The sequence below is a fragment of the Paenibacillus sp. FSL E2-0201 genome, from assembly GCF_037963325.1.
In the GTDB taxonomy this organism is placed as follows: Bacteria; Bacillota; Bacilli; order Paenibacillales; family Paenibacillaceae; genus Paenibacillus_AQ.
This window is the reverse complement of record NZ_CP150154.1, coordinates 6,193,615-6,210,422: the sequence shown is the minus strand read 5'-3', so window position 1 is coordinate 6,210,422 and position 16,808 is coordinate 6,193,615. Positions and strand designations below refer to the sequence as shown.

Sequence of the window (16,808 nt, the reverse complement as noted above, 5' to 3'; positions counted from 1 at the left end):
TGTAAAAGGGAGTGTCATTTCATGGAATTTACTGGAGAGAGATTTGTTCTCGGAAAAGCAGATGGGGAAATTGAAACGGAACATTTGCATAGATATAACGCAGTTCTTGAGCTGGCCAGTGGTAAAAATGTGCTGGATATCGCATGCGGTGAAGGATTTGGTACGGCCATTTTAGCTAGAAAGGCAGCAAGTGTCTGGGGGGTTGACATTAGTGATGAAGCTATCGCTTATGCTAGGCAGAAGTATGAAAAATATAACTTGAAATACAAGCAGGGATCAGTCGAATCTTTAGATTTTGATGATGATCTTTTTGATATGATAGTTTCATTTGAAACGATAGAACATGTTGATGAATTGGTACAAGATAAATTTTTGAAAGAAGCAAGTCGGGTATTAAAAAAGAATGGGATTTTGGTAATATCAACTCCAGATAAATATTTATATACAGATTTGCCGAATCACAGAAATCCATACCACATAAAGGAATTTTACTATTCGGAATACAAAGATTTTTTGGAGAAAAACTTCAAATATGTTGACTTTTATAACCAGAATGTTGGGAATTACGGTTTGATTGTGAAACGTAATGATAACTTAAGAGAAGGTATTAAGTTAATAAACGGTGAAGATTCATTAAAAGAAGGTAGATTTATAATTGCAATATGTAGTAATGAAGAAATATCGAAGGATATTTCCATTAATTCGATATATGAGAATAAAACAAAAAAAGAAGTCGTTGTAAGTGATGAAGAAGATTTCTTACAGCTTTATTGGGAGGGTGAATCTAAAGGGTTTACAGAGTCAAACTCTATAAAGGCTACATGCAAATATAGTGGTGATTTCCAAACACTTTGTTTTACTATTCCAAGTCGTTCTGACGGAAAAATAAGGCTGGATTTAGGCAATAAGCCAGGTAGCATTCAACTAAAAAAAGAAATGATCTTCAAAAATGGGGATGGAGTGTCTCTTAATAAAATACGTATATCCGATTCTATAGGTTTGGTGCAATTACAGGATAATAATGAAACAATGGGCTTCATCTCTATGTCAAATGACCCGCAATTATTATTGGAAAACTCAATTGAAGAAAGCCAAGGTAATACATCGATTTATATCGATGTTAAAATTAGAGATTTTGATTACGGTGTTTGCCTGGATGAAATTAATAGTTATTTACTTAACTTGCGGGGTTCATCAGATCAAAGCGGTGAAATTAATCATGCCGAGAATCCAACTATGGATTAATGTAGACTTTTTGAGTTCACCAGAGTGACCACGGGGGATTTAGTTCTTCAGTGATCATTCTTTATTGTTTTTTAACTATACTTTGAGACGATTAACGAAATGCTTTATTATTTTGTTTTTAGGCACTTCGTTGTGCTTTAATATGAATTTAAAATTACAGTTTACCGGAGGATTAAATGAGTAAAGTAAAACCAATAGCATTTTATTTACCTCAATATCATCATGTGAAAGAAAATTCTGAATGGTGGGGAAAGGGTTTTACGGAATGGACAAATGTTGCAAAAGCAAAACCCAATTTTCCTGATCACTATCAACCTCATGTCCCTAAGGACTTAGGATTTTATGATCTAAGCAATGTAGAAGTGATGAGAGAACAAGCAAAAATGGCTGAGTTGTATGGAGTTTTCGGATTTTGCTTTTATTTTTACTGGTTTAATGGTAGAAGGATACTTGAAAAACCACTTGATCAATATTTCAATTCAAATATAGATTTTCCATTTTGCTTTTGTTGGGCTAATGAAAATTGGACACGTACTTGGGACGGATTGGATAAAGAGGTGCTCTTAGAACAAAATCATACTCCTGAAGATGATCGAGATCTGATTAGATACTTAATTCCTATATTTAAAGATGATCGCTATATCAAAGTTGACGGTAAACCAATGTTTATAGTCTATAGAGTGGATTTATTCCCGGACATCAAAAACACTACACGTATTTGGAGAGAAGAAGCGAAGAAGGCTGGTTTTGAAGATATTCATTTGGCTGCTGTACAGTTTTATGGCATAGATGATCCCACAGAATGGGGCTTCGATTCAGCGATTGAGTTCCCTCCACACAAGTTTTTCACTCCTGAGAACAGACCATCGAACATGCCAAGTATTACCAATCCTGATTTTTCTGGTGGTATAGTAGATTATCCTAAGGTTGTTGCGCAGGCAATTCAGGCTAAGTCTAAAGAGTATACGTGGTATAGGGGGATTCTTCCGTCATGGGACAATACAGCGCGGAGGCAAAACAATCCGCATGCGATAATCAATTCTACTCCAGCCCTTTATAGATACTGGTTTAGGTATATTGTTGAATATTCTGAAAGTACTCATTCAGAGAACAATCAGTTTATATTTATTAATGCATGGAATGAATGGGGAGAAGGCTGTCACCTTGAGCCTGATCTAAAGTACGGACATGCTTATCTTGAAGCGACTTCTAAAGCCTTACAAAAACAAGACTTTGAATTGAATGAAGTTACTGAACTTGCAACCCTTACTGATAGTGAAATGAAGGCTTTCACTGAGGAATATAACAAAGTTATTAATTTGTCTGTTTTTTATGCGAATGAAAATAGAATTCTAAGTTTAAAACTGCAAAATGAAACGGCTTGGAAATATTTCACTAAAAACAAGATAAAACATAGATTAAGTAGATATCCTAGGTTATTTAATATTGCCAAATCTGTATACTCAAGAATTAGGAGGTAATATTGATTGAAAAGAATTGCTGTTTTAGCACATTATGATAAAGATGCGAAGTTGTCTTCAAATACATTAAAGCTCATAGCACATCTTGAAACGGTCTGTGATCGTATAATAATGGTCTCTACAAACTTACTTTCTGATGAGCTGAAGTTGCTGTCTCCGAAAGTGGAATGTTATGTTAGAGGCAATTTAGGATATGATTTCTATAGTTACAAATATGGAATAGGGAAGATTGAGAATATATATATCTATGATGAACTAATCTTAATCAATGATAGCTTTTTTATAGCTTCATCATTTGATATTAATAAGATTTTAGGAATAGTAGACGAAAGTATTTATGATATATGCGGTTTGGTTGATTCATACCAGTTCCATTACCATGTACAAAGTTTTTTTGTTGTTCTGAAGAAAGAGGCTTTAGTAAGTGTATGGTTCGAAAATTTTTGGAATAATGTACAAATACTTGATAAAAAAGTGGACATCATTTTTAAGTACGAAATAGGAATGTCTCAAAGTGCATTGAGTCATTCTTTGTTAGTAGGTTCTTGTTTTCAATGGTCGTTTAGTAGTTATATCCATGCTTTAAATAATAGTTATAAAAAGAAAAATTGGAAATTGATTTTTCTCAGTTTATTTAGTTATAAGTATCTAAGAGAAGGAAATGCCTGTCATTTATTATGGAAAGATATTTATGATCAATTTTCTATTTGTAAATGGGAAGTTATTCGTGATTATCCTGAAGTGCTCAAACATATTGAAAGAAATGGAGAAAATGAAGTCCTCGAAGTGAAAGATTATTTGAGTAATAAAGCTCCTTTCTATAAAAATAAAAAAATAGATGACATATTAATTAATACAAGTTCTAATCCAACTCAAGTATACTTTTCTGCGGAAAATTTATTAAGTCGAGTTGCTAATAATAAAAATAAGACCGCAGTAATTGTTCATTTGTTTTATTTGGAGTTATTAGATGAAATAATTTCTTATTTAAGATCTATTCCTGTCAAGTTTGATCTGTATATATCAGTAGTGACTCTATCTGCAGCGTTTGAAGTGGAGCAAAAACTCAAAAGATTTACAAATGCAAATGTATACGTCTATTGTGTTGAGAATAAGGGAAGAGATGTAGCGCCATTTATATCATTACTTAACACCAGTATTTTAGATAGATACACTAGTGTTTGTAAAATTCATTCCAAGAAAAGTTTATATAGCGACCAAGGAACTAATTGGAGACAACGAATATACGATGAGCTATTAGGTAATACAACTAGAGTTTTGTCTATATTGGATAGATTTGAAAAGGATCCTTATATGGGATTAATCGGTCCGGAACAATCATATTTGATTAATGAAGAATTCTGGGGAGCGAATAAAGATAAGGTTCAAGAGCTTTGTCTAAAAGTCGGAATAGAGAAAGAAAATGTTGTTTTGGGATTTTTTGCTGGTACTATGTTCTGGTTTAATCCAAGAGCCATTATTTCTATAAAAGAATTACGGATTACTATTGATGATTTTGATTCGGAAAAGGGCTTACAAGATGGAACATTAGCTCATGCAATTGAAAGAGTGTTTGTATTATTTGCTAGACACCATAATTATAAAATTTCAACTGTTGAATATTTAGAAACAGAATTAGAAGATGAGAATTATAATAATCGGAAAATTCCAGTACTATAAGTTATTTAATGATAAAAATTCAACTACCAGTATGTTAACCAAGTTATGCTCTAATTTCTTAATAATTAGGTGGAAATAAGGTATAAAAGAAGAATTATTCGAGCTACAGTTTCAAAATGAACTTTTAGGAATTTTATCAAATGAAATAAGTCATGGCGAATAGGTGCTCCTTATAAGATATCTGAAAATAACTTGAAGTGGGGATTTCTTCCGATGGAGACATTTGTTCATAGAAAAGAACTATGGAATTTTCTTTCAAAAAGGCTCTTTATTATTCTTTTCATTCTCATTTCCGCAATATATTTTTCAATTGTGATTTTTGAACATAAAGATTTTTTTATAACCATCTCTCAGGATAAAAAAATGATTATAAGTCAAGAAAACTCAGGAGATATTATTGGGGAAATACAAGATGGGACGTTGATTAAACAGAAATTTGAAGTGAATGATAAAACTAATTTAGAAATTGCTATACCGTTTGGGACTTTTGAAAGAATAAACACTGGAGAACTCATTTTTGATATTAAAGAGAATGGTCAATTATTGCATCAAGAAATTCTTGATGTTTCTAGTCTTTCTGATGGACAAAATATTACTATGAAAATTCCAAACAGTGATCAGAAATATAGAAAATTAGAATTTTTAATCAGTAGTAAAGGATTGTATGAAGGTAACTCCGTTACTTTGTGGAAAAGCAGAGACAATAACGTAGGCTATTTAACAGTCAATGACCAGGAACAACAAGGAAGTATATACTTCAATTTATCGGGAATAAGTACGAAAGCACTCATGAGTGCAAAGAGCTTTTATCTATTACTGGTAGCTTTCACAGTTTTTTTTATAGCTATAATCATTGTTGTAATTAGATTAAGGGATAATATAGCAAAGGTTTTCGTGGTTCTGTCATTATCGATTGGGATCATTATGGTGTTTTTATTTCCTCCATTTGATCATTTGGATGAGTTAGAACATTATTATAGAGCCTATGAAGTTTCTGAAGGAAAGTTCATTAATCAAACAGTAGATGGACAAATAGGAAACTATATTCCATACAGTTTAATTTCAACAGTGGACAAGGTTAGATACATTCATCAAACTGGATTTCAATATAAAATAGTAGACGAAGCTTTTTCTATGAAATTAAATCCAGATGAGCGGACTTTCTATAGAAACTATGCGTCTATATATTCTCCAGTCCTTTACATACCTCAAGCATTAGGTATCATTGTGTCGAGGGTTTTTAACGCAGCCCCTATTACTATGCTTTATTTAGGTAGACTATTTAATTTTCTTGCTTATATAAGCATTATCTATTTTTCACTAAAAATAGTACCTTTTAAAAAGATGCTTATTCTGATTATAGCGTTGTTGCCAATGTCTCTTATTCAAGCATCATCCCTATCAGCTGATGCTGTTATAATTGCTTCCTCTATATTATTTATTTCTATAATACTTAAACTAACCTATACGAAGGAAGTATCCAAAATAACTACTAAGGATATTTGTTTACTAGTGCTGGTTGGAATGTTTATGTCAATATCAAAACCAGTTTATGTTCCACTATTACTTCTTATTTTTATCATACCGTATCAGAAGTTTGGGGCAAAAAAAAATTATTTTAAAAAGATATTTTTAATACTAACTTGTTGCACACTGCCCATGATTATTTGGAATCTTATGAGTTTAACGAATATTGCTGTTCCCGATCTCCGAGGAGGAGAAAGTGTTTCGCCAAGTGATCAAGTACATTTTGTTTTAACTCATCCATTTCGTTATATTAAAGTTATATTTGATACATTTTTGAATCTTGGAAGTCAACAATTTTTGGCTATGCTTGGTAAGACAGTGACCAACTATGGATATGGGTTATCACCGGTTCTTATTTTTGGGTTTATTTTTTTGTTGTTCTTTATGGCTATACCGAATAGGAGCTATTTAGAAGAAGAAAGAATGCAAGTAAAAGTTAGTCAGAAAATTATTTTTATGGCAATCATATCCTGTGTGCTTGTTTTAACGTATACTGCTTTATATACAGGTTTCACGCCAGTTGGAGGTTCCATTATTAATGGTATACAAGGTAGATATTTTCTTCCTGTATCCCCCTTGTTTTTCTTATTGTTTGCTTCTAGCAGCGTTATTATCAAAGATAAAAAGATTGATAAATATTTAATGATGTCTTTATGTGTTCTATTGTTTTCACTATTGCTTAATTATATTTTAAAAGTCAATGGAGTTATCCCTTTTTAAAATCATTCAATGAATTGATAATTTAAAAAAATATGTTATAAGGAGTAAAATTCAATGAAAGTACTTGGGATAATTCCATGTTTTAATGAAGAGGAGAATATTGAATCTTTAATTAAAGAGTTATCTGATTATTCTGATATTTTAGATTTTGTAATTATTAATGACTATTCGACTGATTTGACCTCTGTCATCTGCGACAAGAACAATGCCAATGTTATAAATCTTCCGTGTAATTTAGGTATCGGAGGCGCAGTTCAGACGGGATATATCTATGCAAAAAAGAATAATTATGACATAGCTATTCAGATTGATGGTGATGGGCAACATAACCCTGCCTATATTAAAAGTTTAATAGAACCCATAGTGAAAGATGGACTTGATTTCGTGATCGGCTCAAGATTTATTGAAAAGGAAGGGTTTCAATCTTCTATTACAAGAAGAGTTGGAATTATTTATTTTTCTGGCTTATTAAAGCTACTTGCAAAACGAAAAGTAAGCGACCCTACTTCAGGATTTAGAGCATGTAACAAGAAAGTGATAGATTTTTTTGCTAATAGCTATCCAACAGATTATCCTGAACCGGAGTCAATAATGGCTCTTAGTAGAAATGGATACAAAATAGCAGAAATACCTGTCCAAATGAGAGAGCGTAATGGGGGAACATCATCTATTAAATCGCTAAAGTCAATTTATTATATGATAAAAGTTACTCTGGCTATCATTATAGACTTTACTAGAAAACATCAAGTTACATAAGGATGGGGTTATATGTTTCCTTTTAAATTACAGATCTCTCTTATTTTATTATGTTTGATCTTACTCTTTCTTTTAATTAATATGATTAAAAGGTACGAGCTACAATTAAGATATGCGCTTCTTTGGATTTTGGTTGTAATTATTATGCTAGTTATTTCAGTGATTCCGCAAATTGCGTTTTATTTTACAGGTATATTTGGTTTTCAAGCACCTTCGAATTTCGTGTTTTTAGTGGGGATTCTCTCTGGACTAGTTATTATTTTCAGTCTGACGGTATCAATTTCAAAATCATCAATAAAAGTACGCCAAATGTCTCAAGAAATTGGATTGATGAAACAAGAATTAAATAACATGAAAATCAACATGCATAAATTAGATGAAGAAAACTCAACGGAGAGAAGAATGGTGCGAGGTGAATAAGAAGAAGATTCTATATATCGTATTGGGGGCAATAGTTTTTCTATTACTCTTAGTGTTTTTTAACAATAGATTTAACGATATAAACTATATGTATTTTATAGTAAGTATCCTTGTATACTCTGTTGTACTTTTTTTGAGGTCTTTTAAACTTAATAAAATAATGAAAGTTTATACGAACATAAGCTTCAAGGAAACTGTTTCATTAACGGCTTCTAGTCAGTTAATGGGTGCTTTTATCCCAGGACGAGCTGGGGAAATTCTAGTATCAGCTTATCTGAAGCTTAAGTACACAGTTGATATATCGAAAATTCTACCTATTTTATTCCTAGATAAAATTATAGAATTATTTTGTGTCTTGTTATACTCATTATGTGCAGTTTTTGTAATAAGTGAAGGATTGCTTTCTTTTTTAAATGATAGTTTTACAGGGATTAAGGATAATTATCTACTGATATCTATTGTTATGATATTTGTACTTTTTTCGTTATTAATAGTATATAAAATTTTAGGTCCAAAACTAAAGAAAGTACTATTAAATATAAAACAAAGCCTGCTAATTCCCATTAAGAATCCAAAGTTAGGTATTATAATTATTGTGACATCCTTGCTCACCATTATTACTGAATATTTTTATTTATATTTTATTTTTCATGCGTTTAATATTGAAATTACAATAGCAAAAGTAATTCTTGTACACTCTTTAGGTATGATTGTTGGTGTCTTAAGTATGATACCGGGAGGTCAGGGTAGTACTGAAGTAACAATGTTGGCAGTTTTGCATTTTTGGGGTTACACAACACTTAGTGTGATCACTCCGATCTTGGCGAGTAAGTTCTTAACATACTTTATATTGGCAATGTATGCTTTACCCCTTCTCCCCTATAGTGTATCTGTTCTAAAACAAAGGAAACACAGTGTTAGAAAGAAGGTGAATAATGAATAGGTTGATATCTGTCATTATAGTCAATTTCAATGGCGCGGATTATATAGGTGATTGTCTGGATTCATTAATTAATCAGACTTACAATAATTTTGAAATTATTGTATTAGATAATAACTCTACTGATAATTCAATTGATATCATCCGAGAATATCCCTCGGTTCATTTGATTAAGTCCGAAAAGAACCATGGCTTTGCTAAAGGCAACAATCTAGCGATAAAAGAGGCGAAAGGAGAATATATCGCATTATTAAATAATGATGCGACTGCTAAAGCCTCTTGGTTAGAACAGATGGCCAATGCGCTTGATCAAAATGAGGAACTCGGGAGTTGTGGGTGCAAGATTATCTCCTATTTCGATCAGCAACTTCTTGATTCAACGGGTCTTTTAATTAATGTATCAGGAATGTCTCGAACCCGAGGTAGGAATGAAAGTGTTCAAAAATACGATGTTTCAGAACATATTCTAATTCCTAGCGGATGTGCTGCTTTGTATAGAAAAAAAGCACTTGATGAAGTTGGACTATTTGACGAAGACTTTTTTTGTTATTGCGAAGATACTGATTTAGGCTTCCGTCTTCAACTTGCAGGATGGAAATGTCTTTATGTAAGTGAAGCAATTGTTTATCACCGATATTCTTCATCAGCGGGAAAGTATTCGCTTTTTAAAACGTATTTAATTGAACGCAACCATTATTGGTTTGTTATTAAGAACTATCCAGCCTCTTTGATACTAATGAATCCAATATATACATTAAGACTATATCTATTCCAAATCTATAGTATGTATAAAGAAAAGGGTGCGACTAACGAGTTGATGAATAATTACTCTAAGAGGAAATTAGCTTTAACTATACTGAGAGCACATAGGGATGTCTGGAGCAAGTTCTTTGTAATGATGAAAAAAAGATCTGACATTAATAAATTAAAAAAAGTGGATAATAGACTAATTAAAGAGTGGTTTAAACAGTATCATATATCGTTTTCGGATCTGTTTAAATCTTAATTATTCTACGAACGTAACTAAATAGATAATAATATAGGGGTAAGTCCTTAAGTATACTGAAGCACTTATGGACATTGCATTCGAGCACCCAAGTATTTATAAGGTGTATGAATTTTATTCCCTTAAGAATACTTTTGGAATATTATAAAGTGATTCGATCCTTGATGTTGATTAACCTGTTTCGAATCTGATATTATCGGATAAAGATCAGTGCCACCCGTAATGAAGGATGCTGAACTTAATTTCGAATTATAAACACAACATTTATTTGAATAAAAGGTGGGCTATAAATGAAGCTTCTAATCACCGGCGGAGCCGGATTTATCGGCAGCAACTTTGTATTATACATGCTGCAACAACATCCTGATTACCAAATCGTTAACGTAGACGCGTTGACGTATGCAGGTAATTTGGAGAATTTGAAATCAATTGAAAATCATCCGAACCACAAGTTCGTAAAAGCAGACATTACAGATGTACAGGCAATGGATGCTTTGTTTAGCCAAGGTGTGGATGTGGTGGTGAATTTTGCTGCTGAATCGCATGTGGATCGGAGTATTTTGGAGCCGGAAGTGTTTGTGAAGACGAATGTGCTTGGAACACAAGTGCTTTTGGATGCGGCGAAAAAATACAGTGTTACTAAGTTCGTTCAAGTTTCTACGGATGAGGTGTATGGATCACTTGGAGCAACTGGGTTGTTTACTGAAGAAACTCCTTTGACTCCGAACAGTCCTTATTCTGCAAGTAAAGCAGGTGGGGATTTGCTTGTTCGTGCTTACCATGAAACATTTGGTCTGCCAGTAAACATTACCCGCTGCTCGAACAATTATGGTCCGTATCAATTCCCTGAAAAACTAATTCCGTTGATGATCTCTCGCGCGCTTGCGGACCAAGCGTTGCCTGTTTATGGCGATGGGATGAATATCCGCGACTGGTTGTATGTTGAGGATCATTGCAGCGCGATTGATTTAGTCATTCATGAGGGTGTGAATGGCGAAGTTTACAACATTGGTGGTAATAACGAGCGTACGAATGTGCATATTGTAAAGACGGTATTGCAGGAACTAGGCAAACCTGATTCACTGATTACTTATGTTCAAGACCGTCCTGGTCATGATCGCCGCTATGGTATAGATCCAACTAAGATTATGAACGAACTGGGATGGAAGCCGAAACATACGTTTGAAACAGGTATTAAAGAAACCATCCAATGGTATCTCAATAACCGGGAATGGTGGACTCGCATTCAATCTGGGGAATACCAGAAGTACGCTGAATTACAATATGGCGATCGTTTGGGAGAATCTCTATAATGGCTCGACTGAAGGTACTTGTTACAGGCGCAGCTGGACAACTGGGTCAGGATGTGGTTTTACTACTCCAGCAACAAGGTCACCAAGTGATGGGCTGCGACCGCCAAGAGATGGATATTACTGATCTCGATCAGTGTGTCCAGGTTATTGGTGAGTTTGGACCGGATGCTGTCATTCACTGTGCTGCACACACGGCTGTGGACGCGGCAGAAAGTGACATTGATGCTGCTTATTTAATTAATGCCACTGGAAGTCGAAACGTAGCGATAGCTTCTGAAAAAGCTGGGGCTAAGCTGGTATATATCAGTACAGATTATGTATTTGATGGTTTAGGATCACAGCCTTACCATGAGTATGATAATACAGATCCTAAGAGTATATACGGTAAATCGAAACGTGCGGGTGAAGTGCTCGTTCAATCTCTTTCCTCTAAGTATTTTATCGTACGCACATCATGGGTGTATGGTAAATACGGAAATAATTTTGTCAAAACAATGCTAAAGCTTGGCCAAGAAAAGCCAATGCTTCAAGTTGTAGATGACCAAAAAGGTTCGCCTACCTATACAGTCGATTTAGCTCGATTCTTGCTTGAACTTATTCAAACTGAGAAGTATGGTGTATACCATGCTTCAAATAGCGACTCTTGCACTTGGTTTGAATTTACACAGGCGATCTTTGCGGAGGCTGAGGATATTCTGGGCCTGAAATTTACTGCCAAGCTTGAACCATGTGCTACAGAACAGTTCCCACGCCCTGCACCACGTCCTCGTAATTCGGTAATGGAGCATTTATCGATACGTACGAACGGTTTTCGGGATATTCGACCTTGGCGTGAGGGACTAAGAGATTTCCTTCTGGAGCTAAAAGAATAGCATAACTACAATGGAGACTCCCAAATCGTTCATAACGATGCGGGAGTTTTTTTGTTGAATACAAGAATTTATAAGTTTCACTAATATCCTTATATTTCTACGAGAAATGTTTATCATTTTTAAAAGACGACAACATCGTTTCTTCTTGATTCTTTCGCTATAATAAGAAGGGAGTAATTAGTTAATAAGAAATTACGAAGTCGAGGATACTCATGAATAACAAAACAGTAAGTGTACATATCGTCACCTACAACAGCGCGGATGACATTATAGATTGCTTAGAGGCAGTAATGGCACAGGATTATCCTATTGAGAAAATTGTCGTTGTAGACAATGCCTCTTCTGATGGTTGTGCTGAGAGAGTGAGCACTTTTCGCAGCACAATCCCTAAAGCTTCTCTAACTCATTCACTTGAGGGTATTGATCTGCCAAATATACCAAAGAACGAGGAAATATTCACCAACTTAGTACTCATCCAAAACCAAAACAACACAGGCTTCGCCCCAGCCCATAATCAGGCCATTGCCGCGACTGATACGGATTACGTGCTCGTTCTTAACCCTGACCTAACGCTGGCTCCTGACTATGTTTCTAGACTCATTGCACACATGGAAGCCAACCCGCAGATCGGCAGCGCGACAGGCAAGCTTTTGCTTAAGGGTGATCATAGGCTGGTAGACAGCACAGGTCTCCGTATGAACAGAGCACGCCGTGCGTTTGATCGCGGTGCAGGCGAGCCAGCTGATCAATGGACACAGTCGGGTCCGGTATTCGGTGTATCTGGAGCGGCTGCGATGTACTCTCGGCGGATGATCGATGATATTAGTGTTGATGGTGAATTTTTTGATGCTGACTTTTTCGCGTATAAGGAAGATGTGGATGTGGCTTGGAGAGGCCAGTTATTCGGCTGGCAGGGATATTATGATGCTGAAGCGATCGGATATCACGAACGTGGTTGGAAAACATCTGGTCGTAACACCAAGCCGATGTTTATCCGACGAATATCTTACATTAACCGCTACAAAATGATCTACAAGAATGAACCAGCTCGAACTATGCTGAAAACAATCTTCATTTCTCTTCCCTATGAAATTGCAGCTCAAGGCTATATGCTGCTTAGAGAGCCACAGTTAATTACAGCATGGAATTCCTTTTTCTCTCAGCGCCCTGCATTAAAAAAGAAGCGGGAGTATATACAAGCCGCGATAAAAGAGAGAAAACAACACAAAAACTAAACCGAAACTGGAAAAACCTCCCTGAAACGTCACCTCCTCTCAGGGAGGTTTTATGTTATAATAATTGTCGGTAGATTACTATATTTGTCAGGAGCGTTACGTAGTGAATGTAGATGTAAGCATACTTATTGTCAATTACAACACTTGTCGCCTGACGATGGACTGTCTCAGGTCGGTGTATGACTCAGAAACGAACTATTCCTATGAGATTATTTTGATAGACAACAATTCCCGTGATGAATCAGTAGAGAAGATTAGTAGAGAGTTTCCAGGTGTAATGTTGATCGCCAATAACGACAATGTTGGTTTTGCCCGTGCTAATAATCAGGGGATGGAAGCTTCATCCGGAAGGTATGTGCTTCTGCTCAACTCAGATACGGTAGTACGTAAGGATACGCTGGAGACAATGATCTCCTTTATGGACAGTCGACCCGATGTTGGGGCGTCAGGATGTAAGATTATTTTACCGGATGGTTCGCTGGATAAAGCGTGTAAGCGTGGATTCCCTACACCGTCAGCTTCCTTCTATTATGCTTTTGGATTTAGCAAACTATTTCCAGACCGCCCGAGGTTTAACGGTTACCAATTAGGTTATCTGGACCCGGATCTTGATTACCCGATAGATTGTCTGGTGGGTGCGTTTATGTTGCTGCGGCGGGAGACGATTGATCAGGTGGGCGGATTAGATGAAGAATTCTTTATGTACGGTGAGGATTTAGACTGGTGCTATCGAATTAAAGAGGCTGGTTGGGGGATTTATTATTATCCGAAGACCTCTATCGTACATCTTAAAGGCGGCAGCGCTAGACGTAGGCCGTTCAAGATCGTCTATGAATTCCACAGGGCAATGATTTTATTTCATCGTAAGCATTATAGTAAGAAGTACAACAGTATGATAAATGGAACAGTATATGCCGGCGTAGGTGTGAAGTTCGCACTTTCGCTTTTGCGGAATGCCTTAACCTCTCCTAAAACGGTCACATCACCTGCTCAGAGTCTTAACTCTGCTAATGAAACAGGTGTACGTAACGAAAAGAATACTGAGGTGAATTTATGATTCGGCGTAATCAGAAATTTTTGACACAGCTCTATATGGTTGCTGACTTTATTGTCATCCAGCTGTCCTTTTTAGCGGCTTGGTGGATCAAGTTCAAGAGTGGATGGATGGAATCTTATAATACGCTGCCTGTAGAGTCGTACGCTTACTGGAGTATGATTTATGGCGGAATTGCAGTGTTAATCGGGATATTATTGTCACTGTATTTGCCTAAGCGGAAGAAACGTTTTGTCGATGAATTTATTAAGATCTTCCAAGTACACATCATGAGCATTTTCATCCTGCTCGGTCTGATGTTTTTTGTGAAAGAAATCGATATCTCTCGTACTTACCTTGCTATTTATATGGGATTTAATGTTTTTTCTATTATGCTGTACCGTTATGTGCTGAAGAAGATGCTTAAATCTTTTCGCGAAAAGGGCTTCAACCGACAGTTTGTACTTATCATCGGTGCAGGTACGTTAGGCAAAAGATTCTATAATAATTTAGAGCAATACCCTGAGCTCGGGTACGAAGCGATTGGTTTCTTGGATGACTATCACACTTGGGATGGAATTGAAGAACAACGCTATAAGCCGATCCTGGGAACAGTTGACCAGTTGTCCGGTATGCTAGAGATGTTGCCTGTGGATGAAGTTATACTTGCGTTGCCGCTCGATGCGCATTCGAAGTATCCTTCAATTATTGCAGCCTGTGAAAAAGCAGGCGTGCGCACATTAATTATCCCTGACTTTTTTGACTACTTACCAGCGCGGCCGTACTTTGATAACTTTGCAGGCATGCCAATGATTAATGTTCGTGATATTCCACTAGATATGACGGGTAATAAGATGGCAAAGCGATTGTTTGATATTGTGTTCTCCTTGTTCGCAATCATTATGATATCTCCTGTAATGCTCATCGTAGCCCTTGGTGTCCGACTTACTTCTCCGGGACCGATTATATTCCGGCAGGAACGAGTGGGATTAAATCGACGTAATTTTATGATGTATAAGTTCCGCTCGATGAAGATGCAGCAGGACGGCGAAGAGGATACAGGCTGGAGTACACCAGAAGATCCTCGTAGAACTAGATTTGGGACCTTTATCCGTAAGACAAGTCTGGATGAGCTTCCGCAATTTTTTAATGTGTTGCTGGGACATATGAGCGTGGTTGGACCTCGACCAGAACGCCCGTATTATGTGGAACAGTTCCGTGATGAAATTCCAAAGTATATGGTAAAACACCATGTACGCCCTGGAATCACAGGCTGGGCACAGAGCAATGGACTCCGCGGTGACACTTCCATCGAGGAGCGGATCAAACACGATATTTTCTACATTGAGAACTGGTCTTTACTGTTCGATATTCGAATTATTTTCAAAACGATTCGCAACGGCTTCGTCAACAAAAATGCTTATTGATTCCTGCACTGATTCAGATTTGCTAAAACTTTAATTGGATCCCCGTTTCTACCTATGGTAGAGCGGGGTATTGTTTTTCTATTGGTTTTATAATCTAAACTTCGCAAAGGAAACTCTCAACTATGGATAAAAAAAGGATTGTTGCAACCGTAATTGTAATTGGGGCTCTTATAACTCTACTTGTAATCGCTTTTAGTAATGAAGACGAGCAGCCTGTAAGCGGCTTTGAAGCTCACAAGGTCGTGGCACATGCCATGGGTGGCATTAACGGTCATACATACACCAATGCTTTTGAAGCGTTTGTAGCTAATTATGCACAAGGAACTCGCGTATTTGAAGTAGACTTGTTATTATCGGCTGATGATCAGCTAGTTGGTCGGCATGAGTGGTCAGGGAATATGAGTAAGCTCTTAGGACAGTTGGATGTGCTTCCTGCTAATAAACAAGGGGTTGTACTAGATTATAAAGAATTCATGGATAGTCCAATTCTGAATATCTACTCCCCAATCGATGTTGAGAGGTTGCTTGATCTGATGCAGCATTATCCAGATGCCTATATCGTGACGGATACGAAAGAGATCAAATCTGAACTTATAAATAAACAATTTACATTGTTGGTAGAAGCGGCGCAGCGCCGGGATCCAGCCATATTAGATCGAATTATTCCACAAATATACAATCAGACGATGCTTGATGATATCAATAAGGTTTATTCTTTTCCGGAAGTGCTTTACACCCTGTACCAGTCCAAGGATACGGATGAACAAGTTATTGAGTTTGTTAATAAAACAGGTGTGGATATTACCATGCCGGTTAGCCGGGCCAACAAGAGCTTTATTAAAAAGCTGAAGAAGGCTGGCGCTCGTGTATATGTTCATACAGTGAATGAAGAAGATGAAATTCGGGAGTTATCCCGTATGGGCGTGGATGGTTTTTACACTGATTTTGTGCCGGAAGAGGATTTGATTAACATCTCAGGTGTACGTTGAAATCTTTGACTACGTATTACCATTAATATATCTCTAAAAAGTGGTGCTTTCCATAGATGTGTATTCAGGTGCTTTGCGGGAGTTCCAAAATTTATATACGAAAAAATGTTCGCATTTTTGTTCGCTTTAAATTGACACACCTGCTGTGCTGGCATAGACTAGAT

The 16,808-nt window shown here is 36.2% G+C and carries 14 protein-coding genes; all 14 read left to right on the top strand.

Translation table 11 applies throughout. From position 1 onward, the window contains the following. Positions 1 to 21 precede the first annotated feature (21 nt). On the top strand, positions 22 to 1,245 hold the full coding sequence (locus NSU15_RS28115; RefSeq protein WP_052414755.1) for a class I SAM-dependent methyltransferase: 1,224 nt from the start codon (positions 22 to 24) through the stop codon (positions 1,243 to 1,245). Positions 1,246 to 1,421: 176 nt separating this feature from the next. Further along, positions 1,422 to 2,726 carry a glycoside hydrolase family 99-like domain-containing protein gene (locus NSU15_RS28110; protein WP_052414754.1) on the top strand — a complete coding sequence of 435 codons (1,305 nt, stop codon included), beginning with the start codon at positions 1,422 to 1,424 and terminating at the stop codon, positions 2,724 to 2,726. Between the two features lie 6 nt (positions 2,727 to 2,732). After that, positions 2,733 to 4,406 (top strand): rhamnan synthesis F family protein, encoded by a 1,674-nt coding sequence (locus NSU15_RS28105; protein ID WP_042131269.1) that lies wholly within the window; start codon positions 2,733 to 2,735, stop codon positions 4,404 to 4,406. Positions 4,407 to 4,619: 213 nt separating this feature from the next. Continuing rightward, a complete protein-coding gene (locus tag NSU15_RS28100; protein WP_042131268.1) occupies positions 4,620 to 6,653 on the top strand; it encodes a DUF2142 domain-containing protein in 2,034 nt (677 codons plus the stop codon). 54 nt (positions 6,654 to 6,707) lie between these two features. Further along, positions 6,708 to 7,409 carry a glycosyltransferase family 2 protein gene (locus NSU15_RS28095; RefSeq protein WP_042131267.1) on the top strand — a complete coding sequence of 234 codons (702 nt, stop codon included), beginning with the start codon at positions 6,708 to 6,710 and terminating at the stop codon, positions 7,407 to 7,409. Positions 7,410 to 7,421: 12 nt separating this feature from the next. Next, the gene (locus tag NSU15_RS28090; RefSeq protein ID WP_042131266.1) at positions 7,422 to 7,829 is read left to right on the top strand and encodes a DUF2304 domain-containing protein; all 408 of its coding nucleotides are present in this window, start codon (positions 7,422 to 7,424) and stop codon (positions 7,827 to 7,829) included. Continuing rightward, positions 7,786 to 8,772 (top strand): lysylphosphatidylglycerol synthase transmembrane domain-containing protein, encoded by a 987-nt coding sequence (locus NSU15_RS28085; RefSeq protein ID WP_081389837.1) that lies wholly within the window; start codon positions 7,786 to 7,788, stop codon positions 8,770 to 8,772. The genes NSU15_RS28090 and NSU15_RS28085 overlap by 44 nt, the downstream gene beginning before the upstream one ends. Next, the gene (locus NSU15_RS28080; RefSeq protein ID WP_042131264.1) at positions 8,765 to 9,775 is read left to right on the top strand and encodes a glycosyltransferase family 2 protein; all 1,011 of its coding nucleotides are present in this window, start codon (positions 8,765 to 8,767) and stop codon (positions 9,773 to 9,775) included. Before NSU15_RS28085 ends, NSU15_RS28080 begins: the two co-directional genes overlap by 8 nt. 290 nt (positions 9,776 to 10,065) lie before the next feature. Continuing rightward, on the top strand, positions 10,066 to 11,088 hold the full coding sequence (gene rfbB, locus NSU15_RS28075) for a dTDP-glucose 4,6-dehydratase (RefSeq protein WP_339288308.1): 1,023 nt from the start codon (positions 10,066 to 10,068) through the stop codon (positions 11,086 to 11,088). A gap of 8 nt (positions 11,089 to 11,096) precedes the next feature. Then, positions 11,097 to 11,960: a dTDP-4-dehydrorhamnose reductase gene (gene rfbD / locus NSU15_RS28070; protein ID WP_339291496.1), complete on the top strand. Its 864-nt coding sequence runs from the start codon at positions 11,097 to 11,099 to the stop codon at positions 11,958 to 11,960. Positions 11,961 to 12,172: 212 nt separating this feature from the next. Then, on the top strand, positions 12,173 to 13,195 hold the full coding sequence (locus tag NSU15_RS28065; RefSeq protein ID WP_339288306.1) for a glycosyltransferase family 2 protein: 1,023 nt from the start codon (positions 12,173 to 12,175) through the stop codon (positions 13,193 to 13,195). A 103-nt stretch (positions 13,196 to 13,298) separates the two neighbouring features. After that, positions 13,299 to 14,252: a glycosyltransferase family 2 protein gene (locus tag NSU15_RS28060; protein WP_081954207.1), complete on the top strand. Its 954-nt coding sequence runs from the start codon at positions 13,299 to 13,301 to the stop codon at positions 14,250 to 14,252. Continuing rightward, positions 14,249 to 15,655, top strand: a complete 1,407-nt coding sequence (locus NSU15_RS28055) for an undecaprenyl-phosphate glucose phosphotransferase (RefSeq protein ID WP_042131261.1) — start codon at positions 14,249 to 14,251, stop codon at positions 15,653 to 15,655. The genes NSU15_RS28060 and NSU15_RS28055 overlap by 4 nt, the downstream gene beginning before the upstream one ends. A 122-nt stretch (positions 15,656 to 15,777) precedes the next feature. After that, positions 15,778 to 16,644 (top strand): phosphatidylinositol-specific phospholipase C/glycerophosphodiester phosphodiesterase family protein, encoded by an 867-nt coding sequence (locus tag NSU15_RS28050; RefSeq protein WP_042131259.1) that lies wholly within the window; start codon positions 15,778 to 15,780, stop codon positions 16,642 to 16,644. Positions 16,645 to 16,808: the final 164 nt, after the last annotated feature.

Bases quoted from the DNA above. Each gene is read 5' to 3' on its own strand.
- NSU15_RS28115 (WP_052414755.1), top strand. From the start codon at position 22: ATGGAATTTACTGGAGAGAGATTTGTTCTCGGAAAAGCAGATGGGGAA.
- NSU15_RS28110 (WP_052414754.1), top strand. From the start codon at position 1,422: ATGAGTAAAGTAAAACCAATAGCATTTTATTTACCTCAATATCATCAT.
- NSU15_RS28100 (WP_042131268.1), top strand. From the start codon at position 4,620: ATGGAGACATTTGTTCATAGAAAAGAACTATGGAATTTTCTTTCAAAA.
- NSU15_RS28095 (WP_042131267.1), top strand. From the start codon at position 6,708: ATGAAAGTACTTGGGATAATTCCATGTTTTAATGAAGAGGAGAATATT.
- NSU15_RS28090 (WP_042131266.1), top strand. From the start codon at position 7,422: ATGTTTCCTTTTAAATTACAGATCTCTCTTATTTTATTATGTTTGATC.
- NSU15_RS28085 (WP_081389837.1), top strand. From the start codon at position 7,786: ATGAAGAAAACTCAACGGAGAGAAGAATGGTGCGAGGTGAATAAGAAG.
- NSU15_RS28080 (WP_042131264.1), top strand. From the start codon at position 8,765: ATGAATAGGTTGATATCTGTCATTATAGTCAATTTCAATGGCGCGGAT.
- rfbB (WP_339288308.1), top strand. From the start codon at position 10,066: ATGAAGCTTCTAATCACCGGCGGAGCCGGATTTATCGGCAGCAACTTT.
- NSU15_RS28065 (WP_339288306.1), top strand. From the start codon at position 12,173: ATGAATAACAAAACAGTAAGTGTACATATCGTCACCTACAACAGCGCG.
- NSU15_RS28055 (WP_042131261.1), top strand. From the start codon at position 14,249: ATGATTCGGCGTAATCAGAAATTTTTGACACAGCTCTATATGGTTGCT.
- NSU15_RS28050 (WP_042131259.1), top strand. From the start codon at position 15,778: ATGGATAAAAAAAGGATTGTTGCAACCGTAATTGTAATTGGGGCTCTT.